Origin of the sequence: Bradyrhizobium sp. AUGA SZCCT0431 (genome assembly GCF_018131065.1) — a bacterium.
In the GTDB taxonomy this organism is placed as follows: Bacteria; Pseudomonadota; Alphaproteobacteria; order Rhizobiales; family Xanthobacteraceae; genus Bradyrhizobium.
The window spans coordinates 78632-98678 of sequence record NZ_JAFCLR010000002.1 but is presented as its reverse complement, the minus strand read 5'-3'; the positions used below and the strand labels follow the sequence as shown (position 1 = coordinate 98678).

25 protein-coding genes are annotated in these 20047 nt (G+C 63.1%); 10 read left to right on the top strand and 15 right to left on the bottom strand.

The window, feature by feature from the left end; all coding sequences use genetic code 11:
• Positions 1–49: 49 nt before the first annotated feature.
• On the bottom strand, positions 50–2512 hold the full coding sequence (locus tag JQ567_RS02180; protein WP_212437278.1) for a heavy metal translocating P-type ATPase: 2463 nt from the start codon (positions 2510–2512) through the stop codon (positions 50–52).
• Between the two features lie 50 nt (positions 2513–2562).
• Here JQ567_RS02180 and JQ567_RS02175 point away from each other — a divergent pair, with 50 nt between their 5' ends.
• A complete protein-coding gene (locus JQ567_RS02175; protein ID WP_192739747.1) occupies positions 2563–2838 on the top strand; it encodes a metal-sensitive transcriptional regulator in 276 nt (91 codons plus the stop codon).
• 12 nt (positions 2839–2850) lie between these two features.
• Here the strand turns inward: JQ567_RS02175 and JQ567_RS02170 are convergent, their stop codons facing one another.
• The 3 genes from JQ567_RS02170 to JQ567_RS02160 all read right to left on the bottom strand — a co-directional run bounded on the left by JQ567_RS02170 (position 2851) and on the right by JQ567_RS02160 (position 5572).
• Complete coding sequence (locus JQ567_RS02170; RefSeq protein WP_212437277.1) at positions 2851–3282, bottom strand: hypothetical protein; 432 nt, start codon at positions 3280–3282, stop codon at positions 2851–2853.
• Positions 3283–3472: 190 nt separating this feature from the next.
• Positions 3473–3853 (bottom strand): hypothetical protein, encoded by a 381-nt coding sequence (locus tag JQ567_RS02165; protein WP_212437426.1) that lies wholly within the window; start codon positions 3851–3853, stop codon positions 3473–3475.
• A gap of 114 nt (positions 3854–3967) precedes the next feature.
• Positions 3968–5572: an AMP-binding protein gene (locus tag JQ567_RS02160; RefSeq protein ID WP_212437276.1), complete on the bottom strand. Its 1605-nt coding sequence runs from the start codon at positions 5570–5572 to the stop codon at positions 3968–3970.
• Positions 5573–5774: 202 nt separating this feature from the next.
• On the opposite strand from JQ567_RS02160, the gene JQ567_RS02155 reads away from it, so the two are divergent.
• The 4 genes from JQ567_RS02155 to JQ567_RS02140 all read left to right on the top strand — a co-directional run bounded on the left by JQ567_RS02155 (position 5775) and on the right by JQ567_RS02140 (position 7731).
• A complete protein-coding gene (locus JQ567_RS02155) occupies positions 5775–6563 on the top strand; it encodes an SDR family NAD(P)-dependent oxidoreductase (RefSeq protein ID WP_212437425.1) in 789 nt (262 codons plus the stop codon).
• Positions 6564–6684: 121 nt separating this feature from the next.
• Complete coding sequence (locus JQ567_RS02150) at positions 6685–6870, top strand: hypothetical protein (protein ID WP_212437275.1); 186 nt, start codon at positions 6685–6687, stop codon at positions 6868–6870.
• 69 nt (positions 6871–6939) lie between these two features.
• Entirely contained in the window at positions 6940–7080 is a 141-nt protein-coding gene (locus tag JQ567_RS02145; RefSeq protein ID WP_212437274.1) for a hypothetical protein, read from the top strand.
• A gap of 60 nt (positions 7081–7140) precedes the next feature.
• The gene (locus JQ567_RS02140) at positions 7141–7731 is read left to right on the top strand and encodes an NADPH-dependent FMN reductase (protein ID WP_212262147.1); all 591 of its coding nucleotides are present in this window, start codon (positions 7141–7143) and stop codon (positions 7729–7731) included.
• A 9-nt stretch (positions 7732–7740) separates the two neighbouring features.
• Here the strand turns inward: JQ567_RS02140 and JQ567_RS02135 are convergent, their stop codons facing one another.
• From JQ567_RS02135 to JQ567_RS02125, 3 genes are all read right to left on the bottom strand, one after another.
• Complete coding sequence (locus JQ567_RS02135; protein WP_212437273.1) at positions 7741–7917, bottom strand: hypothetical protein; 177 nt, start codon at positions 7915–7917, stop codon at positions 7741–7743.
• Between the two features lie 8 nt (positions 7918–7925).
• The gene (locus JQ567_RS02130; protein WP_212437272.1) at positions 7926–8159 is read right to left on the bottom strand and encodes a DUF6894 family protein; all 234 of its coding nucleotides are present in this window, start codon (positions 8157–8159) and stop codon (positions 7926–7928) included.
• Between the two features lie 406 nt (positions 8160–8565).
• Entirely contained in the window at positions 8566–8748 is a 183-nt protein-coding gene (locus JQ567_RS02125) for a hypothetical protein (protein ID WP_212437271.1), read from the bottom strand.
• 248 nt (positions 8749–8996) lie between these two features.
• On the opposite strand from JQ567_RS02125, the gene JQ567_RS02120 reads away from it, so the two are divergent.
• The 3 genes from JQ567_RS02120 (at position 8997) to JQ567_RS02110 (ending at position 11734) form a co-directional block, all read left to right on the top strand.
• Complete coding sequence (locus JQ567_RS02120; RefSeq protein WP_212437270.1) at positions 8997–10403, top strand: adenylate/guanylate cyclase domain-containing protein; 1407 nt, start codon at positions 8997–8999, stop codon at positions 10401–10403.
• 155 nt (positions 10404–10558) lie between these two features.
• A complete protein-coding gene (locus JQ567_RS02115; RefSeq protein ID WP_212437269.1) occupies positions 10559–10945 on the top strand; it encodes a YodC family protein in 387 nt (128 codons plus the stop codon).
• A gap of 198 nt (positions 10946–11143) precedes the next feature.
• Positions 11144–11734, top strand: a complete 591-nt coding sequence (locus JQ567_RS02110; RefSeq protein WP_212437268.1) for a septal ring lytic transglycosylase RlpA family protein — start codon at positions 11144–11146, stop codon at positions 11732–11734.
• Between the two features lie 27 nt (positions 11735–11761).
• Here the strand turns inward: JQ567_RS02110 and JQ567_RS02105 are convergent, their stop codons facing one another.
• The 3 genes from JQ567_RS02105 to JQ567_RS02095 are packed head-to-tail and all read right to left on the bottom strand — an operon-like array spanning position 11762 to position 13199.
• Positions 11762–12334, bottom strand: a complete 573-nt coding sequence (locus tag JQ567_RS02105) for a histidine phosphatase family protein (protein WP_212437267.1) — start codon at positions 12332–12334, stop codon at positions 11762–11764.
• Positions 12335–12347: 13 nt separating this feature from the next.
• Positions 12348–12836 (bottom strand): DUF6644 family protein, encoded by a 489-nt coding sequence (locus JQ567_RS02100; protein ID WP_212437266.1) that lies wholly within the window; start codon positions 12834–12836, stop codon positions 12348–12350.
• Positions 12837–12842: 6 nt separating this feature from the next.
• Positions 12843–13199: a DUF6152 family protein gene (locus JQ567_RS02095; protein ID WP_212437265.1), complete on the bottom strand. Its 357-nt coding sequence runs from the start codon at positions 13197–13199 to the stop codon at positions 12843–12845.
• A 214-nt stretch (positions 13200–13413) separates the two neighbouring features.
• On the opposite strand from JQ567_RS02095, the gene JQ567_RS02090 reads away from it, so the two are divergent.
• Positions 13414–14478 (top strand): AI-2E family transporter, encoded by a 1065-nt coding sequence (locus JQ567_RS02090; protein WP_212437264.1) that lies wholly within the window; start codon positions 13414–13416, stop codon positions 14476–14478.
• Positions 14479–14901: 423 nt separating this feature from the next.
• Complete coding sequence (locus JQ567_RS02085) at positions 14902–15876, top strand: hypothetical protein (RefSeq protein ID WP_212437263.1); 975 nt, start codon at positions 14902–14904, stop codon at positions 15874–15876.
• 13 nt (positions 15877–15889) lie between these two features.
• Here the strand turns inward: JQ567_RS02085 and JQ567_RS02080 are convergent, their stop codons facing one another.
• The 5 genes from JQ567_RS02080 to JQ567_RS02060 all read right to left on the bottom strand — a co-directional run bounded on the left by JQ567_RS02080 (position 15890) and on the right by JQ567_RS02060 (position 20007).
• Positions 15890–16801, bottom strand: coding sequence for a ketopantoate reductase family protein (locus JQ567_RS02080; RefSeq protein WP_212437262.1), 912 nt, complete (start codon positions 16799–16801; stop codon positions 15890–15892).
• Positions 16802–16808: 7 nt separating this feature from the next.
• Positions 16809–17411 (bottom strand): pyridoxamine 5'-phosphate oxidase family protein, encoded by a 603-nt coding sequence (locus JQ567_RS02075; protein WP_212437261.1) that lies wholly within the window; start codon positions 17409–17411, stop codon positions 16809–16811.
• A 38-nt stretch (positions 17412–17449) separates the two neighbouring features.
• Entirely contained in the window at positions 17450–18532 is a 1083-nt protein-coding gene (locus JQ567_RS02070) for a helix-turn-helix transcriptional regulator (protein WP_212437260.1), read from the bottom strand.
• 125 nt (positions 18533–18657) lie between these two features.
• Positions 18658–19722 carry a histidinol-phosphate transaminase gene (gene hisC, locus JQ567_RS02065; protein WP_212437259.1) on the bottom strand — a complete coding sequence of 355 codons (1065 nt, stop codon included), beginning with the start codon at positions 19720–19722 and terminating at the stop codon, positions 18658–18660.
• Positions 19723–19854: 132 nt separating this feature from the next.
• The gene (locus JQ567_RS02060) at positions 19855–20007 is read right to left on the bottom strand and encodes a bacteriocin (RefSeq protein ID WP_212437258.1); all 153 of its coding nucleotides are present in this window, start codon (positions 20005–20007) and stop codon (positions 19855–19857) included.
• Between the last annotated feature and the right edge of the window lie 40 nt (positions 20008–20047).

The window sequence follows — 20047 nt, the reverse complement described above, 5'->3', positions numbered from 1 at the left end:
TTGCGTGCGCGATAGTTTGATTAACGATCTCCAAATCATGCGCGCTCGTTCACAGCTGCGTGACGCGCAACCGCAGGGCATTGCCGACGACGCTGACCGACGACAGCGCCATGGCCGCGGCGGCAATGATCGGCGACAGCAGGATGCCGAAACCGGGATAGAAGATACCCGCGGCAATCGGGATGCCGGCGGCGTTGTAGATGAAGGCGAAAAACAGGTTCTGCCGGATGTTGCGCATGGTGGCCTGCGACAGTTTTCGTGCGCGGACGATGCCGCCAAGGTCACCCTTCAAGAGCGTGATGCCGGCACTTTCCATCGCCACATCGGTGCCGGTTCCCATGGCGATACCGACTTCGGCTGCCGCCAGCGCCGGGGCGTCGTTGACGCCATCGCCGGCCATGGCGACGATCCGCCCCGCCTTCTGCAGCCTGGCGACCACCGCGCTCTTCTGATCCGGAAGCACTTCGGCCTCGACGTCTGATATGCCGAGCTGCCGCGCGACCGCTTGCGCGGTGGTCCTGTTGTCGCCGGTCAGCATGATGACCTTGATGCCTTCTTCCGCCAACACCTGCAACGCCGCTTGTGTTGAAGCCTTGACGGGATCGGCGATGGCGAACAATCCGGCAAGTTTGCCGTCCACCGCGATATTGATGACAGTGGCGCCATCGGCGCGCATGCGGTCGGCATCAGAATCCAGCGTATGGGTATCGACGCCAAGCGAACTGAGGAACCTCGAATTGCCGAGCAGAACCGATTTGCCGTCGACCTTGCCGGTCGCACCTTTGCCTGTCGGCGAGTCGAACGCCTCGACCTTGCCGAGTTCCAGTCGACGTTCCCTTGCGGACCGCACTATGGCGTCGGCGAGCGGATGCTCGCTGGCAAGCTCGACGCTGGCGGCAAGCCGCAGGATTTCGTTCTCGTCGAATCCCGAGGTCGCCACGATTGCTGTAACCTTCGGCTTGCCTTCGGTCAGCGTGCCGGTCTTGTCGACCACCAGCGTGTCGACCCTTTCCATGCGCTCCAGGGCTTCGGCGTTCTTGATCAGCACGCCGGCCTGCGCGCCGCGCCCGACGCCGACCATGATCGACATCGGCGTCGCAAGGCCGAGCGCGCAGGGGCAGGCGATGATAAGCACGCTCACGGCGGCGACGAGACCGAACGCCATGCGCGGCTCCGGCCCGAAATATGACCAAACGCCGAAGGCGATCAGCGCCACGGCAATGACCGTGGGCACAAACCAGCCCGCAACCTGATCGGCGAGCCGCTGGATCGGTGCGCGCGAGCGCTGCGCATCCGCCACCATCTTGACGATCTGGGACAATAGCGTGTCGCGGCCGACTTTCTCCGCGCACATCACGAACCCGCCGGACTGGTTCAGCGTGCCGGCGATCGCCTTGGCCCCGGGCTCCTTGGTGACCGGCATGGATTCGCCTGTTACCAGTGATTCATCGAGCGAGGAGCGGCCTTCGAGAATGACGCCATCGACCGGCACTTTTTCGCCGGGACGGACGCGCAACATGTCCCCGACCGCGAGGCTGTCGATTTCGACTTCATGGTCGGCGCCGTCCTCGCTGATGCGGCGCGCGGTCTTCGGCGCCAGTTGCAGCAGGGCCTTGATGGCGCCCGACGTCGCTTCTCGGGCGCGCAGCTCCAGCACCTGGCCGAGCAGGACGAGCACGGTGATGACGGCCGCGGACTCGAAATAGACCGCGACCGCGCCGCCATGGCCGCGGAAGGTGGCCGGGAAAATTTGCGGGGCGATGGTGCCGACCAGGCTGTAGAGATACGCGACCCCGGTGCCGACAGCGATCAGCGTGAACATGTTGAGATTGCGCGTCAGCAGCGATTGCCAGCCGCGCACAAAGAAGGGCCAGCCGGCCCAAATGACAACAGGCGTCGCGAACGCGAGTTGAATCCAGTTTGACAGCGCCGGGTCGACGAGGCCGTGACCACCGACCAGATGCCCACCCATCTCCAGCACCATCGGTGGCACCGACAGCACGAGGCCAATCCAGAAGCGCCGCGTCATGTCGGCGAGTTCGGGGTTGGGCGGCGTATCGAGGCTCGCAACCTCCGGCTCCAGCGCCATGCCGCAGATCGGGCAACTTCCGGGCCCGACCTTGCGGATTTCGGGATGCATCGGGCAGGTGTAGATCGTGCCGTCGTCGGCGCCTTGGGGGACGTCGGGCTTCGCCGATGATTTCTCGAGATACTTCCTTGGATCGGCGGCGAATTTGGTTTTGCAGCCCGCCGAGCAAAAGTGAAAGGTCTTCTCCTCGTGGTCGAAGCGATGCTTGCTGGTGGCGGGATCGACCGTCATTCCGCAGACGGGATCGAGTACCTTGGCAGCGGCGTGGTGATCATGATGGCTGTTGTGCCCGTGGTCGGTGTGGGCGTGATGATCGTGGCCAGCGCAACACGACTTGGAAGTTGCGCCGTCCGGATTGGCCTTTGTGTCCGAGGTCTTGCTTTCCGGATTCTTGCTTGCCGGATTCTTGTCGTGGTGGCTCATCGCGAATGCAGTCCCTTGCAACCCATACCCTGTAGGGGTATATAGGCCGCATGAGAAAAGACATCAAGGCATCCTGTCAAAAACGTCTGAGCCGCATCGAGGGCCAGGTCCGCGGCCTGTCCAGGATGGTGGACGAGGACCGCTACTGCATCGATATCGTGACGCAGATATCGGCGGTGCGCGCCGCGCTCCGGCGCGTCGAGGAAGAGGTGTTGAAGGATCATGTCTCGCATTGCGTCGAGCACGCGATTGCGAGCGGTGACAAGACGGATCAGCGCCAGAAGATATCGGAGTTGATGGCGGTCATCGGCCGGTCTGACCGATAAGACGCGATCGTGTCACCCCCGGCGACGTGCAATCGCGCCGGCAACGGTCTGCATGGTGATTCCCAAGACCCAGCCGACCATGATCATCCAGGTCCAGGCGAGGTGCGGATCGTGACGGAGCACGATCACGCTGACGGAGGCAAAGGCTGCGGCGGCGGCGAGGAACGTGCCGACCGCGCTGAGCAATTCCGGCGCGTCGATCTTGCCATCCCAATGCCCGTCCGACGGCTTACCATTGGTGTAGAAGGGACGTTGCGGGGTGTCGATGCCCAGATAGAATCCGACTGCGCCGCCGAGCATCATCAAAAGCAGGAAAGCCTGTGACGTGAACTGCGCGATGCTGGTGCCGACGAGTGCAGCCACAAACAATCCGCTTGCAGCCCCGGCCATCGCAAGGCCAAGGCGCTCCAGGATGTGCGCGGTCTTTCTGACGCGGGTTCGCATGCTGGCTCCCGCAGACTGTGAGCAGGGAGGTTAGGCCGTTTTTGTACCGGTTGAAAGACGTCTACAAGTTGAAAGACGTCTACAAGGAGAAGTGATACGCGCCGACGGATCCGCGTAAACGGTGGCTACGGATACGCGTGATGCGCCAGCCCGGTGAATCAGGCCGCGCCACCGTCCTGCGAAACGGTTGCTAGTTCTTGGCGCGGATAAAGCCTGCAAGCCTGCCCTTCTGGGTCTCGCACCAGGTCGTCATGCCGACGCGCCTCTGGTCGAGGTCCGTCGTCCTCGTCGCGATGGCGACCTCCTGCAAGAGCCCGTCATCCGGGCGCTCACCCATTTTTCCGCCGGTATGCACGTACGCAATCGCCTTTCGGACTTGCTCGGTGGTGCCATCCGGCTGCTGCATCTCCTGGGCCTTCTGCACCAGATCCTGATAGACGACATCAGTGCCGGGGCATTCCACCTTGGCCGCGAACGCCTGCAACACCATCGTTACATATTCCGAGCGAGGGCCGGCATGCGCCGTCGTCGCAACGAGAACCAAACCAACAAGCAACGCAGCACCGCGCATCATGACCTCTCCCTGACACTTTTCCTTACGCTTTTCCGGTTTTGGGCTTTTCCGGTTTTGGCGAGGCTAGCGCCGACGGCAGCCCGGCACAACCTTCGAAAAGCGTCCGGCGCATCAAAGCGCCGTCAGCTCGCCCTTTGCCCAGATCTCGCGCAACTTGAACTTCTGGATCTTGCCGGAGCCCGTCAGTGGAAACGCCTCGACCACGAACCAGTGCTTTGGCGTCTTGTGCGGAGCCAGTGAGGCCCGCATGTAGGCTGACAGTTCCTCCTTGTCGATCACGGCACCTTGCGCCGGGCGGATAAAGGCGGCGACTTCCTCGCCCCATTTTTCGTGCGGCAGTCCGACCACGGCGATCTCGCTGATCTTGGGATGGCGGAACAGCAGTTCCTCGAGTTCGCGCGGATAGATGTTCTCGCCGCCGCGGATGATCATGTCCTTGAGCCGGCCCTCGACGGTGCAGTAGCCGCGGGCGTCCATCGCGCAGAGGTCGCCGGTATGCAGCCAGCCATCGGCGTCGATGGAAGCGGCCGTGGCGTCCGGCATCTCGAAATAGCCGAGCATGACGTGGTAGCCGCGCGTGCAGAACTCGCCGATCTCGCCGATCGGCACGGTCTTGCCGGTGTCGGGATTGACGATCTTGTTCTCCATGTTCGGCAGCGGCAGGCCGATAGTGCCGGCCTTGTCCTCGATGGTGTCTGACGTCCTGGTCATCGCCGCCACCGGCGAGCATTCGGTCTGGCCGAACACGATGGTGAAGGGCGCGCCGAGTTCTTTTTCGAACCGCGTCACCAGTGCGGCCGGCACGGTCGAACCGCCCGAGCAGATGGCCTTGACCGACGACAGGTCTGTCGTGGCGAAGGAGGGATGCTCCAGCATCGCCACCAGCATGGTGGGAACGCCGACCATGGCGTTGCCGCGATAGGTCGCAAACATTTCCAACACGAGGCCAGGCTCGAACGCTTCGATCAGCACCTGGGTTGCCGCGCGCGACACCGCGCCGAGCACGCAGCAAACGCATCCGCCGGTGTGGAACAGCGGCATCGTGCTGATGAAGACGTCGCCGGGCTCGACCCCCATCTGCACGGCGGTATCGGCGCCGTTGTTGGCAAGCCCGCGGTGATGCAGCAGCGCGCCTTTCGGAAATCCCGTGGTGCCTGACGTGTACTGGATCATGACCGGATCGGTCGGCTTGACGTCCGGCAGCGCGATACTGTGGTCGTCGCCGGTGGCGATGAAGGAAGCCCAGTCGTCGAACGAGATGATCTCGCGCAATTCCGGGCAGCGGGCGGCGACCTCCCGCACCGTTTCCAGCATCGGATTGCCGCGGAACGCCGGCACCACGAAGACGCCGGCCGCGCGAGACTGCTTCAGCACGTATTCGACCTCGTTGGCGCGAAAACCCGGATTGACGGTGACCAGCACCATCCCGGCCATCGCGGTGCCGAACTCCATCATCACCCATTCCGGCAAATTATACGCCCAGACGGCGACCCGTTCGCCCGGCTTGAAGCGGCGGAGCAGGGCGCGCGCCGTGCGCTGCGCCTCGGTGTGAAGCTCCGCATACGTCCACTGGCGGCGCGCAGCGGGGTCGGGGACACCCGCAATCAGCGCGAGCCGGTCCGGCGCCGACCGCGCGGCCTGCTCCAGCAACTGGCCGAGCGTGACGTCGCGGACGGTGGTGGAAACACCTGCGACGTGAGATTCCTTCAAGGCCATTGTCTCTCCCATGGGTCTTTGCCGGTATGATGCCGATTTGCGGCAATTGACCGGACTATGGCATCCGCCGCTTGTGTTTTGCAGCCGGGTTCCGAAAGAAATTGTGGTTCTTTCCGGTTGATACGGTTCGTTGCGCTGGGCGTATTGGCGCAGACCGGTGCGCCGACTTATGCTTGATCGCGATACCGTCTGGGAGAACGCCATGAGCCTGCTCGGCAATCCATTCGACCCCGCACGCGAGGCGGCACTGGTGACGGGCGCCGGCAACGGCATTGGCCGGGCCATCGCGCAGGCGCTGGTCGGCGAGGGCGTGCGGACCGTATTCGCCGATATCAGCGAGGAGCGGGTCGCGGCCGCGATCAAGGCTTCGCCGCGGCCGGAACTGGCCGTGCCGTGGGTCGGCGATCTCGCCAACGCCGCCGCGCGAGAAGCGCTGCTGAAGGACGCGCAATCCGCCGTCGGGCGGGTGACCCATTTCGTGCACAGCGCCTCGCCGCCGCGGCGCGAGGCCGATCATGCCATGGCCGTCAGCACCGAGACCTGGGCGCAGATGCATGCGGTCAATCTCGAGGCCGGCTTTCACCTTTCGCGCGAACTGGCGCGGGGGCTGATCGCGGCGAAACAGCCCGGCTCGTTCCTGCTGCTGACCTCGCTGCACGCCGGCACGCCGCGCAATCTGCCGCATTATTCGACCGCAAAGGCCGGGATGGCGATGCTGGTGAAGGAGCTCGCAAAAACGTTCGGCCGCTACGGCATCCGCGTCAACGCGCTGGTGCCCGGCGCGATTGCCGCCGGCGGTTTTGTTGCCGATCCGTCGCTGGCAAAACACATTCCGCTCGGCCGTCTCGGGGAAGCCAGCGACCTCGCGCCGCTGGCGCTGGCGGTGCTCTCGAACCGGGTATCGGCCTATGTCACGGGCTCGGCGATCACGATCGATGGCGGCTTGTCGCTGACCAACTGGTTTGAGCCGCCGGAGCTCGGAGAAATGTGAGGCGGAACCCGGATGAGGGGTGCCCGGCGTGGAACGAGCAGGCCGGTTCGGCGCTTCTCACAACAGGCCGCAGCCCTGCAGGGGAACCGGTTCCTGCGGCGCCAACCTCAGGGAGCGCGACATGACATTCGAGATGCAAATCCACACCATCGCGCGGCAGATGCTCGAGAAGCATGGCCCGGCGGCGATTGCCCAGGCGGCGCAGAATGCGATTGCCTGTGAGCGCAAGGGCGAAGCCGAGGAGGCCAGCGAGTGGCGCCATATCGAAGACGCCATGAAGATGATGCGGGGACCGCATCAGAGCTGACGGTGCCCCGCGTTCGGTCCCGGCGGATGACGGCAGTGAACCCTTTTCCATCCACCGCGACCAAAGGGCATGGAAAACATATCTCAATACATCGGCGTGACGCTGATACTCGGCGTCTTTGTCTGGGGCATGATCGGCTTCTATCGCGGCCTGTCGATGCCCAAGAACGAGCATCGTCTGGATCACACGGGCGATACCTGGTTGAGCTAAGTCCGGTGCGGCTGACGCCGGCTCGCGCGCACCCGGCAGTCGTGTTAACCTGCCGGCACCATGACCCATCGCATTCTGGTCCTCTACGGCTCCTATCGCTCTGACCGCATGGGCATCCGTCTGGCCCAGTTCATCGTCGAAGGCCTGCGCGGCCGCGGCGACGATGTCGAGCTGATCGACGCCAAGGCGGTCGGCCTGCCGATGCTGGACCGGATGTACAAGGAGCATCCGAAAGGCCAGGCGCCGGCGGTGCTCGAAGAGCTCGCGGGAAAGATCCGCGGTGCCGATGGCTTTGTCTTCATCACCGGCGAATACAATTGGGGCATGCAGCCCGGCCTCAAAAACCTCACCGACCATTTTCTCGAAGAGTGGTTCTGGCGCCCGGCCGCCATCGTCAGCTATTCGGCCGGCCGTCTCTCCGGTGCCCGCGCCGCGACCGCCTGGCACGGCACGCTCTCCGAGATGGGCATGGTGGTGATCTCTTCCACGATCGGGGTCGGGCCGATCGCGCAAACCCTCTCGGACGACGGCAAGCCGACCGGCGAGGCCGGCAAGGCGCTGGAGCGGGCGTTCCCCCGCTTTGCGGATGATCTGGCGTGGTGGGTGGAAGCGGCAAAGGCGCAGCGGGCGAAGAAGGCGCCTCCGTATTGAGCCGCTAAGTCAGATTGCAGCAGCGCCTGCCGCGCCGTGCTTGGCGTACCATTTCGGCCCCGGGCCGCGCATGTAATGCCGCTCGGGCCGGTAACCGTCGAATGCGCGGTTGACCAGGCGATGCCAGCCCGTGACGATTCGGTCGAGGCGGCGGAACAGCGGCATGGTGATTTGCGCGGTGCTCATGACACCCCTCAATTCGGCTTGCCGAGAACGGACGAGAAGGAGACTTCGAAGATCTCGTCGTCGAAATCGTCGCTGACATGCACGACCCAGTCGCGCCAGTCTTCCGCGCTCTCTTCCATGATCAGCGATCGCACCACGCAGGCGGCGCGGTCGCGCGCCTCGGCGAGGTTGCTCACGACAGCGCCGAACTGATCGACGCGAACTTCGCGGGAGCTGGAGCAGTGGAAATAGACCTGGGCCATGTCGGTCTCCTTCACCAAGCGAATCGAATCTCTGTCTCAAAGTAACAGCGGCGGATTCCGCTGGATATTCCGGTAGATTCCCGACGGGGAATTACGGGGATGTCCCGCAACGTGACAGCAAACCTACCGGGACGAATCGTGCCCTTCCGTGATTCACATCACGCCGATTCTGTTAACGTTCGATTAACCAAACTCCCGCAGGATTTCCGCCATGGGATCGCAGCGGAACCGGATTCGAGCCGGCAGTTGCAAGAGAAGGTCGGTGGCGTAACGCCCGCCGGCCTTTTCTCTTGGTGGCACGTGATTGACTTCCGGTTCGAGCTTCAAACAAGCGTGATTGCTAATCCCCTCCAGGGATGCGCTCGCGCAGGGATGACGGCGGCATAGCGGAGGAGCAGGCGATGACTTACGCCCGCGAATTGCGCGCAAAGGTCATGCTGATCTCGGCCCGCGTCTTGCTGACGTTGGAGAGGATCTCGCCCATCAGCTTCAGGTTGGCCATCATCTCCTGGATCAGGAACCCGCCCGCCACGCGTTCGAGCTGCTCGGCGGTAAGCTCCTGCACCTGTGCATCGCGATCGTGCGTCATGACGGTCTCCTGTGGGTTGGGGTTAAGTGGATTACATCCGCGTGCATAGGTTGGCCTGGAGGCGCGGACCCGGCCGTGATCCGGATCACGTTCTGGCGGAATTCCGCCTTTTGCTTCCCCGGCTCGTTGAGCTTCAGCGAGGCAGGTCGCTGGTTGGATTACTTGCGGCGGACAAGTCGCTTAGTTGTGTGTGCAAGGGGATCGCTTAGCGGGTGTTCGCGTCGCCTTCTTTCAGGTAGCATCGGCGCATGAGCGAAACCGAGACCCTGTTTGCCGCCCTGCGCCAGTCGGCCGACGAAACCATCGTGGACATGTTCGAGCGTATGGTGCGGGACGCCCCGGACCATGCCCTGAACAAAATGAACGCGTTGGAGATCGCAACCAAAGAGGGCCTCGACGAGGAGCGGGTCATTGCAACACTCCTGAATGCGGTCGGGCTCGGCATGTTCGAGATGACATGGAACGTGATGTGCCCGAGTTGCGCCGGGGTGCTTTCCGCCAATAGGAGCCTGAAGACGCTCAACAGTGCGCAGTACAATTGCGCTTTCTGCGCCGCGGGCTATGAGACGACGCTCGACAATCTGGTCGAGGTGACCTTCACGGTAAGCCCGCGCGTGCGGAAGATCGCGGCCCATAGCCCTGACGAATTGTCGGCGGCCGAATATTATCGCCAGATCTTCTGGAGTTCGGCGATCGATCTTCCCGGCGACGTCGAGAAGCTGCTGGGTGAGGTCACGCTCGAAATGGTCGATTTGCCGCCGGGCGAAAGGGCCATCCTTTCCCTGCACGCGCCGGAGGGCACGTTGATCGTGTTCGATCCCGTGACGCATGCGGCCCAGTTCATCGAGGTAAAAGGCGAGGAGACCGCCGAGCGCCAGAATCTGTCCGTGATGTTCAACAAGGTCCAGGTGCCCGTCGATACCGTCGCCTTGCGCCCCGGGCCGCTGCGGCTGGCGCTGGAGAACCGTACCGACGGCCGCGTGTTGCCGGCGGTATGGGTGGCGAACGCGGCGCTGGACGCCATCCTGACGCGACGCAAGCCCGTGCTCACCGCAACGCGCCTCCTCACCAACCAGACCTTTCGCGACATCTATCGGACCGATACGCTCGCGATCGGCCAGAGGCTCAAGATTCTGAGCCTGACGTTCCTGTTCAGCGACCTCCGGGGCTCCACTGAACTCTATGAACGCGTTGGCGACCTCACGGCGTTCGATCTCGTCAACGAGCATTTCAGGCTGTTGCAGGAGATCATCGCGTCCGAACGGGGCGCCGTCGTCAAGACCATCGGCGATGCCGTGATGGCGACATTCGAGACGCCGGACCGCGCCATTGCCGCGGCGATCCGCATGCGCGAGGCGATGAGCGACCTTGGCGCGGAGCGGCAGCATCAGAGCCTGAGCCTGAAGATGGGCATCCATGAAGGGTCGTGCCTCGCGGTAACGCTCAATGCCCAGCAGGACTATTTCGGTCAGACGGTGAACATCGCCTCGCGGGTCCAGGGGCTTGCGGCGTCACGCTCGATCGTGGTGACGGAATCTGTGGTGGAGAACGCGCGAGCCCGGTCCCTGCTTGAGACCAAGGGGCTGAAGCCAACACCCAGAAGCGTGGCGTTGAGCGGGATTGCGGACAAGGTGTCGGTCTACGAGATATCCTGAGCAGGCCAAGGCCATTTGCTGTGAGCTATGGAACCGCGATCGGGCAAGTTCCCTGTAGCCGCCGGCGCGAGATCTGCTCCAGGCACCTTTAGCGTGCTGCCGCGATTTGCTATTGTTGCGGTGCAACCGCCTCGATTCGACCCAGGGTTTTACCAATGACCGTTATCAAGTCAGGCGATCTCGTGGTGCTAAAATCCGGCGGACCGACCATGACCGTCGACACCGTCAACACGGATATTTTTGACGACAACAAAATCACCGGTGTGCTCTGCGTATGGTTTGTTGGGACGAAACTCGAGCGCGTGCGGTTCGATCATGGAGCTATCGAGCCTGTCCAAGTACAGTCAGCGCAATTGGAGAAAGCCCTTCCCAAGGATGCGCCTTCGCAGGAAGCGAGTGTTGATTACAAAGCGGTCCTCGATGAGATGGCTGATGCCATGAACCTCCCGGCGGAGGAGGCGAAGCCAGTCTGCAGCGCTGTCCCCCGAAAATCGAAGCGCGCGAGGGCTCCCAAGCAAAGCGAAATTGTCCGTCATAACTAACTGACGACGTCCGTTCACCGGGCAAAAGCCGGCATCCAGCCGCGCTGCGCGCTGTGGCCCAATCACCACACCTGAACGGAATTGTGCTGGCGTTACCGGGCCTGACTTCTTCTGGCCGCGGTTCCGCCCCGATTGGATTCGGAACATTGGGCGTGGTGGTTTTCGGCTTGGGCTGGGGCGCAAGTTGGGGATTGCAACATGTCCATCGAGCGCACTGGTATCTCGTACGTCGACATCCGAACGGGCCGGACTCACATCAAACCGCTTTTGGTGCCGGCCGCGCGTGCCCGGAAATTCATTCGCTGGCTTGCCGTTGGTGTGGCAGCGGCATCGCTGGCGGCCTGCACGCAGACCTCGGGCGTCAGTCAGAAATCCGAACTTCGCGCCAGCCGAGTGGCATCGCTGGACCACGATCGAATGTCATCGCCCATGATCAAGAGGCGCGTGGCGGCGACAAGAAAGCACACCCGGTTCGCGTCGCGCAAAGATGCCGGCCGCACCAAGACGACCGCCTCGCAGGGGGTGGCGAGCTTCTACACCGAGGGAACCAAGACCGCGAGCGGTGAAAGATTCAACACGATGGACATGACCGCGGCGCATCCGACATTGCCGTTCGGCACCAAGCTGCGCGTGACGGATGTCTCAAGCGGCAAGTCCGTGACTGTGCGGGTCAATGACCGCGGTCCTTACGTTCCGGGGCGTGTCGTCGACGTCTCCTATTCCGCGGCGGACGCGCTCGGAATGGTCGGCAAAGGCCTCACCAATGTCAAACTCGACGTGGTGCAGTAGGGGACGGGGACAGGCTGTCGCTGCACGTCAATCGAGCAGCAGACGGCCGACAGGCTCGCTGCGGTCGGCGCTTCCGCTTCGGACCACCACGATCTCGCCGCTTGCCGGCGAGGTGCTGGTGAGGGCCAGAATGTTCGCGCCGTGCGTTACGACCAGAAGGTTTCCACGGCCGGTCCATTTGCCGATCACCGCGCGGGCACCGGCGGTCAAAGCCTCTTTCTGATCGCGCAGCACGACCACATTGCCGAATGTCGGCGCGGCTTCGACCGGTCCCAGTTCCAGCAGGGTTGCCGTGTCCATGCAACGACACCATGGCGAGGCGAGGATTTGATCGACCGCGATCCCCTCCGACTTGAGCCGTGCGCCGATCCTTTTGGCATCGGCGCGGCCCTTGGCGCTGAGATTGCGCTGGGTGGCGCAGTCATCGACCCGGAAGCCCGGCGGATCGCCGACGCCACCCGGCGCATCGGCATGGCGCATCAGCGCGACATGCCCGCCCGCGCGCAACGCGGACCAGGCGGCCTCGTCGGCGCGCGCGGTCGCCGCCGCGGCGGCAAAGCCGAGGAGGAGGGCGACGACGGCGAAGCGGTTGCGGCGCATAGCGGCGACCTTCTCAGAGATAGGCGATCAGACGCCCGGCGCAGACGGCGCCGAGCCACAGCAGCAGCGACACCAGCGCGGTAACCTTGGCGCCGGCGGGGGCTTCTTCGTGCCAGAGCGCCACGCGCCGCCACTGGCCGGCATGGGCGATCACGACGTTGACCAGGGCGGCTGCGATCAGCAACAGCTTGGCCTGGAATGCCGGGTTGCGCACCACGTGCGACGCGTCCGCGCTGAACAACAGGAAGCCCATGCTGATCGCCAGCAGAAAACCGATGCGCGACAACGGCAGCAGCAATTTCGCCATCGGCGCGATCGGGATTGCGCGCCCCCATCCGAGTAGCCTCAAATCGAGTGCCAGGATTGATCCCACCAGCACGACGAAGCCGAGGATATGCAGGATTTCGACCGCCGGATAAAGCGCGGGCGACGAGCGCATCAGATGACCCAGCGCACTTTCCTGCAAGGCCAGGAAGATCGACGCGGCGGGCTGCTGTTCCACGCGGGCTTATCGCAATTCGATGCGCTTGCCGTCGAGAACGACGTATTCGATGCGCGCTTCGTCCGGCTTGCTGGTATGGGGATAGCCGAACACGGTGCAGGTCTTGCCGGGCGCGATTAGGTCCGCGGTGATGCCGCGCGCCTGCATGCGCGAGGGCGGCGCCAGCACAAAGTGCCAGTGCTTGCCATCGACCTCCATCTCGATCTCGCAGTGCGGGTTCTCGAAGGTCGATTTCAGGATCTTGCCGGTCACGGTGAACGATTTCGAGGTGTCGTATCCGCCCCAGCCGTGATGGGCGGCCGCAGCGGCTGGCGCAAGGGCAGCCGCTAGCGAGAGGAAAAGGCGTCGGGTGATTGTTGTCATGACGGCCTCTGCACGATGGAGGACAACACCGATCCGCGCCGGATTCATAGCGCGTTTTGCGTGACCATTCAAATGATCCGGAATAATGCACGTCGCCATCAGGGCGCCCGAGGAGGCAACGATTGAGCCCGTCAAAAGTTCTATACGCGAAGTTCGAGAAGTGCCGTCCGGTTCATTGCCGCGGCAGTGCGGCAAAGCCACAAGGAGACCGGCGGTGCGCAGGATTGAGGATCAAAGTTTTCTGCTGTTGCTGCTCGTGGTCAGCATCGCGTTTGGCTGGGTCCTGAAACCATTTTACGGCGCCATTCTCTGGGCCACCGTCGCCGCCGTCATTTTTGCGCCGCTCAATCGGAAGCTGCTGGTCAGGACGGGCGGGCGGCCAGGGATCGCTGCCCTGGTTACGGTCCTGATCATCATCGCAATGGTCATCTTACCCCTGGCGATGATCGCGGCCTCTCTGACGCAGGAAGCCTCCAGTCTTTACGCCAAGGTCCAATCCGGAGAGTACGACTTCGCCCGCTACATTCAGCGGATATTCGATGCACTGCCGGCCTGGGCCACAGGTCTGCTGGATCGCTTCAACCTGAACAATCTTCCGGCGGTTCGCGACTGGCTGGCATCCGGCGCGATGAAGGGTGGACAGGCCCTGGCGCCCCAGGCGCTCAGCATCGGCATGAACACTTTCGACTTCGTGATTGGCCTCGGCATCATGCTGTATCTTTTGTTTTTTCTGTTGCGTGACGGTAAAGCGCTGGCCGAACGGATCAAGCGGATCGTTCCCCTTCGCGCCGATCAAAAGGCGGCACTGTTCGGCAGATTCGCCGATGTCGTCCGCGCGACGGTGAAGGGCGGCATCCTGGTTGCCATCGCCCAGGGCACGCTTGGCGGGCTGGCGTTCTGGTTTCTGGGGATTCACGCGCCGCTTTTGTGGGCGGTGTTGATGGCCTTCCTGTCCCTTCTGCCGGCCATCGGATCCGGCCTGGTCTGGGTGCCCGTTGCAATTTACCTGTTGGCAAGCGGCGCCGTGTGGCAGGGCGTCAGCCTGGTTGTGTACGGGGTGCTCGTCATTGGACTGGTTGACAATCTTCTCCGTCCATTCCTGATCGGGAAAGACGCCAAGCTGCCAGACTATGTCGTGCTGATTTCCACGCTGGGCGGCATTGAAGTGTTCGGCTTGAATGGCTTTGTGATCGGCCCGGTGATTGCAGCGATGTTCATGGTGACCTGGGAGAGTTTCTCCGCCTCCCGGCAGGGCAACCACGCCGGGGTTACCAGCTAGCTCGGCAATTGGCCGCTTGCTGGCCGTTGTCACCGTTCTGTCATAGTCCTTGCTTGGCCGCATACAAGCTATGGAGAATTTTATCGGTAGTGGATCGGTCGATGCGTCGACGTCAGTTCTTGGAGGCTATATCTGCCTGGATATATCGAGGTTTGGGATATATTTGAATAGATATATCGGGGTACGCCGAACACGTGCGAGTTCCCAAAGGTTCCTGTGAATAGAATATTAAGATCAACCAGTGATGGAAAGTTCCATCGGCGCACTTGTCGATGCAACTTAAGGTTTTTTTAAAGCGCTCTCCCTCAAATCGCTGCCAGGCGTCTACACAACCAGAGCGATCTCGCGTCGGTCTGTCGCCGCCGGCATTGCATCGGGTGATGACGATGGCGGGTCGTGGACACTGTCCTGGAGTTGCAATTCATGAACTTCCCTGCAGCGCTCATCTCCGCAGGTCTGGGCGCAGCATTCTTGGCGGCCGAGCTCACCTTCTATTATCAGCCTGCCTGGATCGATCCCGACTACGCATTGGGCTTGATCTTCTCCATGAGCCATTCGAAAGCGCGCACCGCAGTCTCGCGTTTGCTGATCAACCCGCAGTCGGCGGAATTCAGTACGCTGCGCTCGGTGGAGGAAAACGCCGCGAAATATGTTTGCGGGGCCGTCAAGGCCAAGGATAAATCCGGAAAATATGCCGACTTCCGCAGCTTCGTTTACACCGTGGCGACCGACTCTGCCCGCATCGATGACGATGGTTTGATCTCGCAAAGGCACGTCGCGTTCAGGGCTTGCCCGAGTTCGCCGGAAGACAAGGCATCGCCCGACGGGCAATCGATGGTGAAAACCATTGAGAAGGTCGTCCCGTCCGTCGTCTCCTCGGCGATGTCGACCATCGGGACACAAATGCCGTCGGGAGGCGGGTCCGGTGGGTCACTGGAACAACAGGTTGGCCACATGGCCAACCAGATGACGGGAGGCCCGCTGCCGGGAAGCTCGTCGGGCTCCGGAAGCTATTCCGGTTCTGCAAGCTCTTCCGGCTCGGCCTCAAAGTCCGGTTCGGCGGGACAACAGGCCAATTCGTCCTCCAAGGCCGCGCTCGGCAACGAGAGCGGCTGGAGCGGTGACCGGCCGCCGGCCGCATGGCCGATGTTTCCCCCGGATCACCCGCTGGCGCGGTCGGCGCCGAAACGGACCGCGGGCCAGGCGATCGCGCTCGCCAAAAAGATCGAGGACCGCTGGGAGCAAGCGAAATCCGGTAACGCGAAGGCCCGTCCTTCATCCGACGAGATCCAGGAAGCCTGCCGCGCGCTGCTTACGATCAGTCCGAATGACAGCAAGTTTCCGAAGGCGTGGGCCGCCTTCGTGCGCTTACGAAAAATCGACCGCGAGGCAGCTTGACGTTACCTGCATGCTACGTCCGCATCCCGGACAATTCCCTGCCGCGCTCCGCCAATTTCACCATCACCTGCAGCGCCTGATTGGTCGGCGTGGGAATGCCGAGTTCCGCACCCTTGCGCACCACATAGCCGTTGAGAAAGTCGATCTCGCTGGGTTTGCCGCGCGCCAGATCCTGCGCGGTGGAGGACATCTGGTTCGGCATGTTGGCGGGGATCTTCATGATGTGCCCGGTGATGTCGTCGGGGATCGCGACCCCGCTGGCGCGGGCGACCGCGATTGCCTCCTGCACCGCGCGGGCGACGACATCCCGGGTGCCTTCGACTTCCAGCATCGGTCCGTAGGAAATGCCGGCCACGGCGGACAGCGCATTGAAGGCGCAGTTGATGATCAACTTGCTCCACAGCGTGACTTCGATGTCGTCCGATATCGTAATGCCGACACCGGCGGCTCGCAGCGTTTGCGCCAGCGCTTCGCTGGCGGCCGAGGCGCCGATCGCAAGATCGCCGCCGCCGTGATGCCGGACATGGCCGGGCCCGGCCATCTCGCTGCCGACATAGACGACGACGGGAATTACGGCGTGGCCGATGACGGCGGCGAGGCGCGGCGCGTTGTCGACGCCGTTCTGCAGGCTGAGCACGGAGGTTTCCGGCCGCAAGCGACCGGCCAGCGACCGGCCGGCCTGCTCGGTATCGGCCGACTTGACACACACCAGCACCAGATCCGGCGAGGCGAGGGCGCCAGCGTCGGTTGCGGCTTTGGCGGGCAAATGTCCCTTGAACGACTTGGTGTCGAGCAGCAGGCCGTTTGCGTTGATGGCGTCGACATGCGGCTGCCGGCCGATGAACGTCACCTCATGTCCGGCCCGCAGCAGCAATCCTCCATAGTAGCAACCGACCGCTCCGGCGCCGACGACCGCGACTTGCATGCTGTTCCTAGCCCTTGAAGGTGGGCTGGAGTGGATGCACGTAATCCTTAAAACTGTCAAAGCCCTTCCACACCGGCTCGGGCGCCTCATATCCGGCGCGCGGCGCGTAAACCGAGGGATCGTTGAGCTGCATGTCCGGGATGTAGCGCGGACAATTCGGAAAGATCACGCGCGCGGCGACGCGGACGATCAGCTGCGCGCCGACGGTGCTGGCGAGCAGCGGATCTTCGCGGCTGACGGTTGCCGTGCCGTTGACACGAAGGCGCTGCGGCCTGCCATGCATGGCGATGAACAACAGGCCGACGTCGGCGTTCACCAGAATATTGCCGAGGCTCTTGAACATGCCATTGCCATCGTAATCGGGGAAGGCGAGCTCGGACGGCCCGGTGACGGTCACGAAGCCCGGCATGCCGCCCTTGAACGAGCAATCGGGCCGGCCCTCGGCATCGGCGGTCGCCAGGAAGAAGTACGGCTGGTTCTCGATGAACACCCGGTCATCAGGTGTGAATTCCTCGCGGGAAAATTCCTCCAGACGGTCGGATATCCGGCGGCTGTCGAACTGATCCTGCAGCCGGCGATTGCCCTCGTGAAACATGACGGTATCGGTCATCGCTTGCCTCCTCGGTCACAGGGCGGTTGGGCAGGTGCTTACAGCAGCTTTGCCAGCACCGCGACCAGCTCGGCCTGCCGGTGCACGCCGGTCTTGGCGAAGATGCTCTTGAGCTGGCTCCGCGCGGTCTCCTTTCCGATCCCGAATTGATCGGCGACGTTTTCCAGGGACTCGCCGAGCGCCAGCTGGGTCGCGAGCCTGGCTTCCGCCTGGGTCAGGCGAAACACCGTACGCAAGTTCGTTTCAGGCGTTGAAGATCGGCTATCGGGATCGATCAGAATGACCATGGCCTGGCAATCGGCCAGTGCATTGGCGGTCGAATTCGAAAGTCTCGCCGGGTACGCAAGCAGCGGCCGGCCGGTCGCACGAGGCAACGCGACCGGCGCGGAAAGTCCGCTGGTCGGACGCCACAGCAAATTGTGAAGGGCGCGGTTCAAGGCCGTCGTCGCCCGCGTATCTCTTGCGGTCAGCTGGCCCTTTACGATCCTGATATCATCAACCAGAAGGCGTTCGGCCGACGCATTGGCCTTGAATACGTGGCCATGGCGGTTGATCAGGACCACCGCCGTGCCGCTCATTTCAAATGCTTCCAGCGCGCCCGCGGCGGCCGAAGCGCTGAGCGCGCGGGCGATCGCGGCGCCGGTCGAAAGCCGGCTCGATATCCGCGCCAGTTCGTCCTTCTCGTCCGCCGAAAACGGCCCCTGATCGATCGTGCGCTGCAGTGCCACCGCCCACAGGTCATCGCCGCAGGCAACCTTGACACCGGCGTACCAGCGCAGGCCGTGTGGTGCGAGGAACTCCTGGTAGTAGGGATGTTTGGCGATCTCATCGGCGCTATGGCCGTCGAAATCGTCCGCGACCCCGCATTGCGTCAGGGTCGGGACGGTGCGCATGCGCTCGTCCTGCGAGTGCCAACCATCCCGGAAATAGTCTTCCATCACTCTGGAAACATTTTCGGTATAGGGAACATTCGGGAGGGCATCGCCCGACAGGGGCAGCATGACTGCGCCAAAGCTCCCGGTGGCCGCAGCCACGGAAGTGAGCGCCTGGACCCAGCGCGTAGGATCAAGGCCGGCTTCGGCAAATTCCTGTTCGGCGGGGCCGAAATTCCACGCTGGCAAGGGCTCTCCCGGTCGCAAGCTAGAATCTGAAGCTACTCAGAAATACGCCGGGGTCGCTGGGAAGGCAATAACAAGCCCAAATTTGCGGCGCTTACCGTATTCCAACGGGTTAAGATTGATCTCCCCTAGGCGCTACCCAGGATATCCGACAGCGCCGACAACAGCCGGTCGGTTTGCCCGTCGGTGCCGACGGTGATCCGCAGATAGTCTGATATCCGGGGCGCTGCGAAATGGCGGACAATGACTGCGCGCTGGCGCAGCGCTGCGGCCAGCGCCGCGCCCTGATGCGCGGGATGACGCGCGAACACGAAGTTGGCGGAGGACGGCAGCACGTCGAAGCCAAGCCGGGCCAAGCCCTGGGTAAGCCGCTCGCGGCCTTCGATCACGCTGGCGCGGCTCTTCTGAAACCAGGCTTCGTCCTCCAGTGCGGCGATCGCGCCGGCCTGGGCGGGGCGGCCGAGCGGATAGGAGTTGAAACTGTCCTTTACCCGCGTCAGCGCCTCGATCAGGCCAGCGTCGCCGATCGCATAGCCGACGCGCAAGCCGGCGAGCGCCCGCGATTTCGACATGGTTTGAACGACCAGCAGGTTCGGGTGCGAAGCGACCAGCGGGATCGCGGTCTCGGCGCCGAAATCGACATAGGCCTCGTCGATGACAACGGGCGCGTCGGGATGTTGCTCCAGCAGGGAAGCGATCTCGGCCCGCGACAGCGCCACCCCGGTCGGCGCATTTGGATTGGGCACGATGATCGCGCCGGCGGTGCGGCGATAATCGGCGAGCCGGATCCGCATGGCCTCATCGAGCGGCACGGCCTCATAGGCGATGCCGAACAGGCGGCAATAGACCGGGTAGAAGCTGTAGGTGATGTCGGGGAATAGCAACGGCGCATCGTGCTTCAGCAATGCTGCGAAGGCGTGGGCCAGCACCTCGTCCGAGCCGTTGCCGACGAACACCTGCTCGGGGCGCACCTGGTGGTAGGTGGCGAGCGCCGCACACAGCGCGGACGCCTGCGGGTCCGGATAGAGGCGCAAGCTATCGGCAGCCTCGCCACGGATTGCTTCCAGCACGCGCGGGGAAGGGCCCAGCGGGCTTTCATTGGTGTTGAGCTTGACCAGATCTGCGATGCGGGGCTGTTCGCCCGGCACATAGGGTTTCAGGTCGTGCGTCAGGCGGCTCCAGAATCGGCTCATGTCTTCTCCAGCGAGTACGGCGGATTCCGCCGTCTTTGGAGTAGCACAACAGCAGGCCGATCGGCATCCGCCGCCCACCTCTTCCGCATGCGGAAGAGGTGGGCGGCCGTCATTCGATCCCTAATGTCGGGCTCACTTCAAATTGGCGAACATCATCTTGACTTCGAGGATCTGTTCGTACTGCTCCTTGGTCACCTGCACGCGTTTCTTGCCGCCCGACACGGCGTTGAGTTCTTTGTCGGAAAGCGCATCGGTCTGAGCGGTCTGGGCGTTATCGACTTTCATGGCATTCCTCCCTCTGGCAGGTGGGGCGCGACCACCGCGT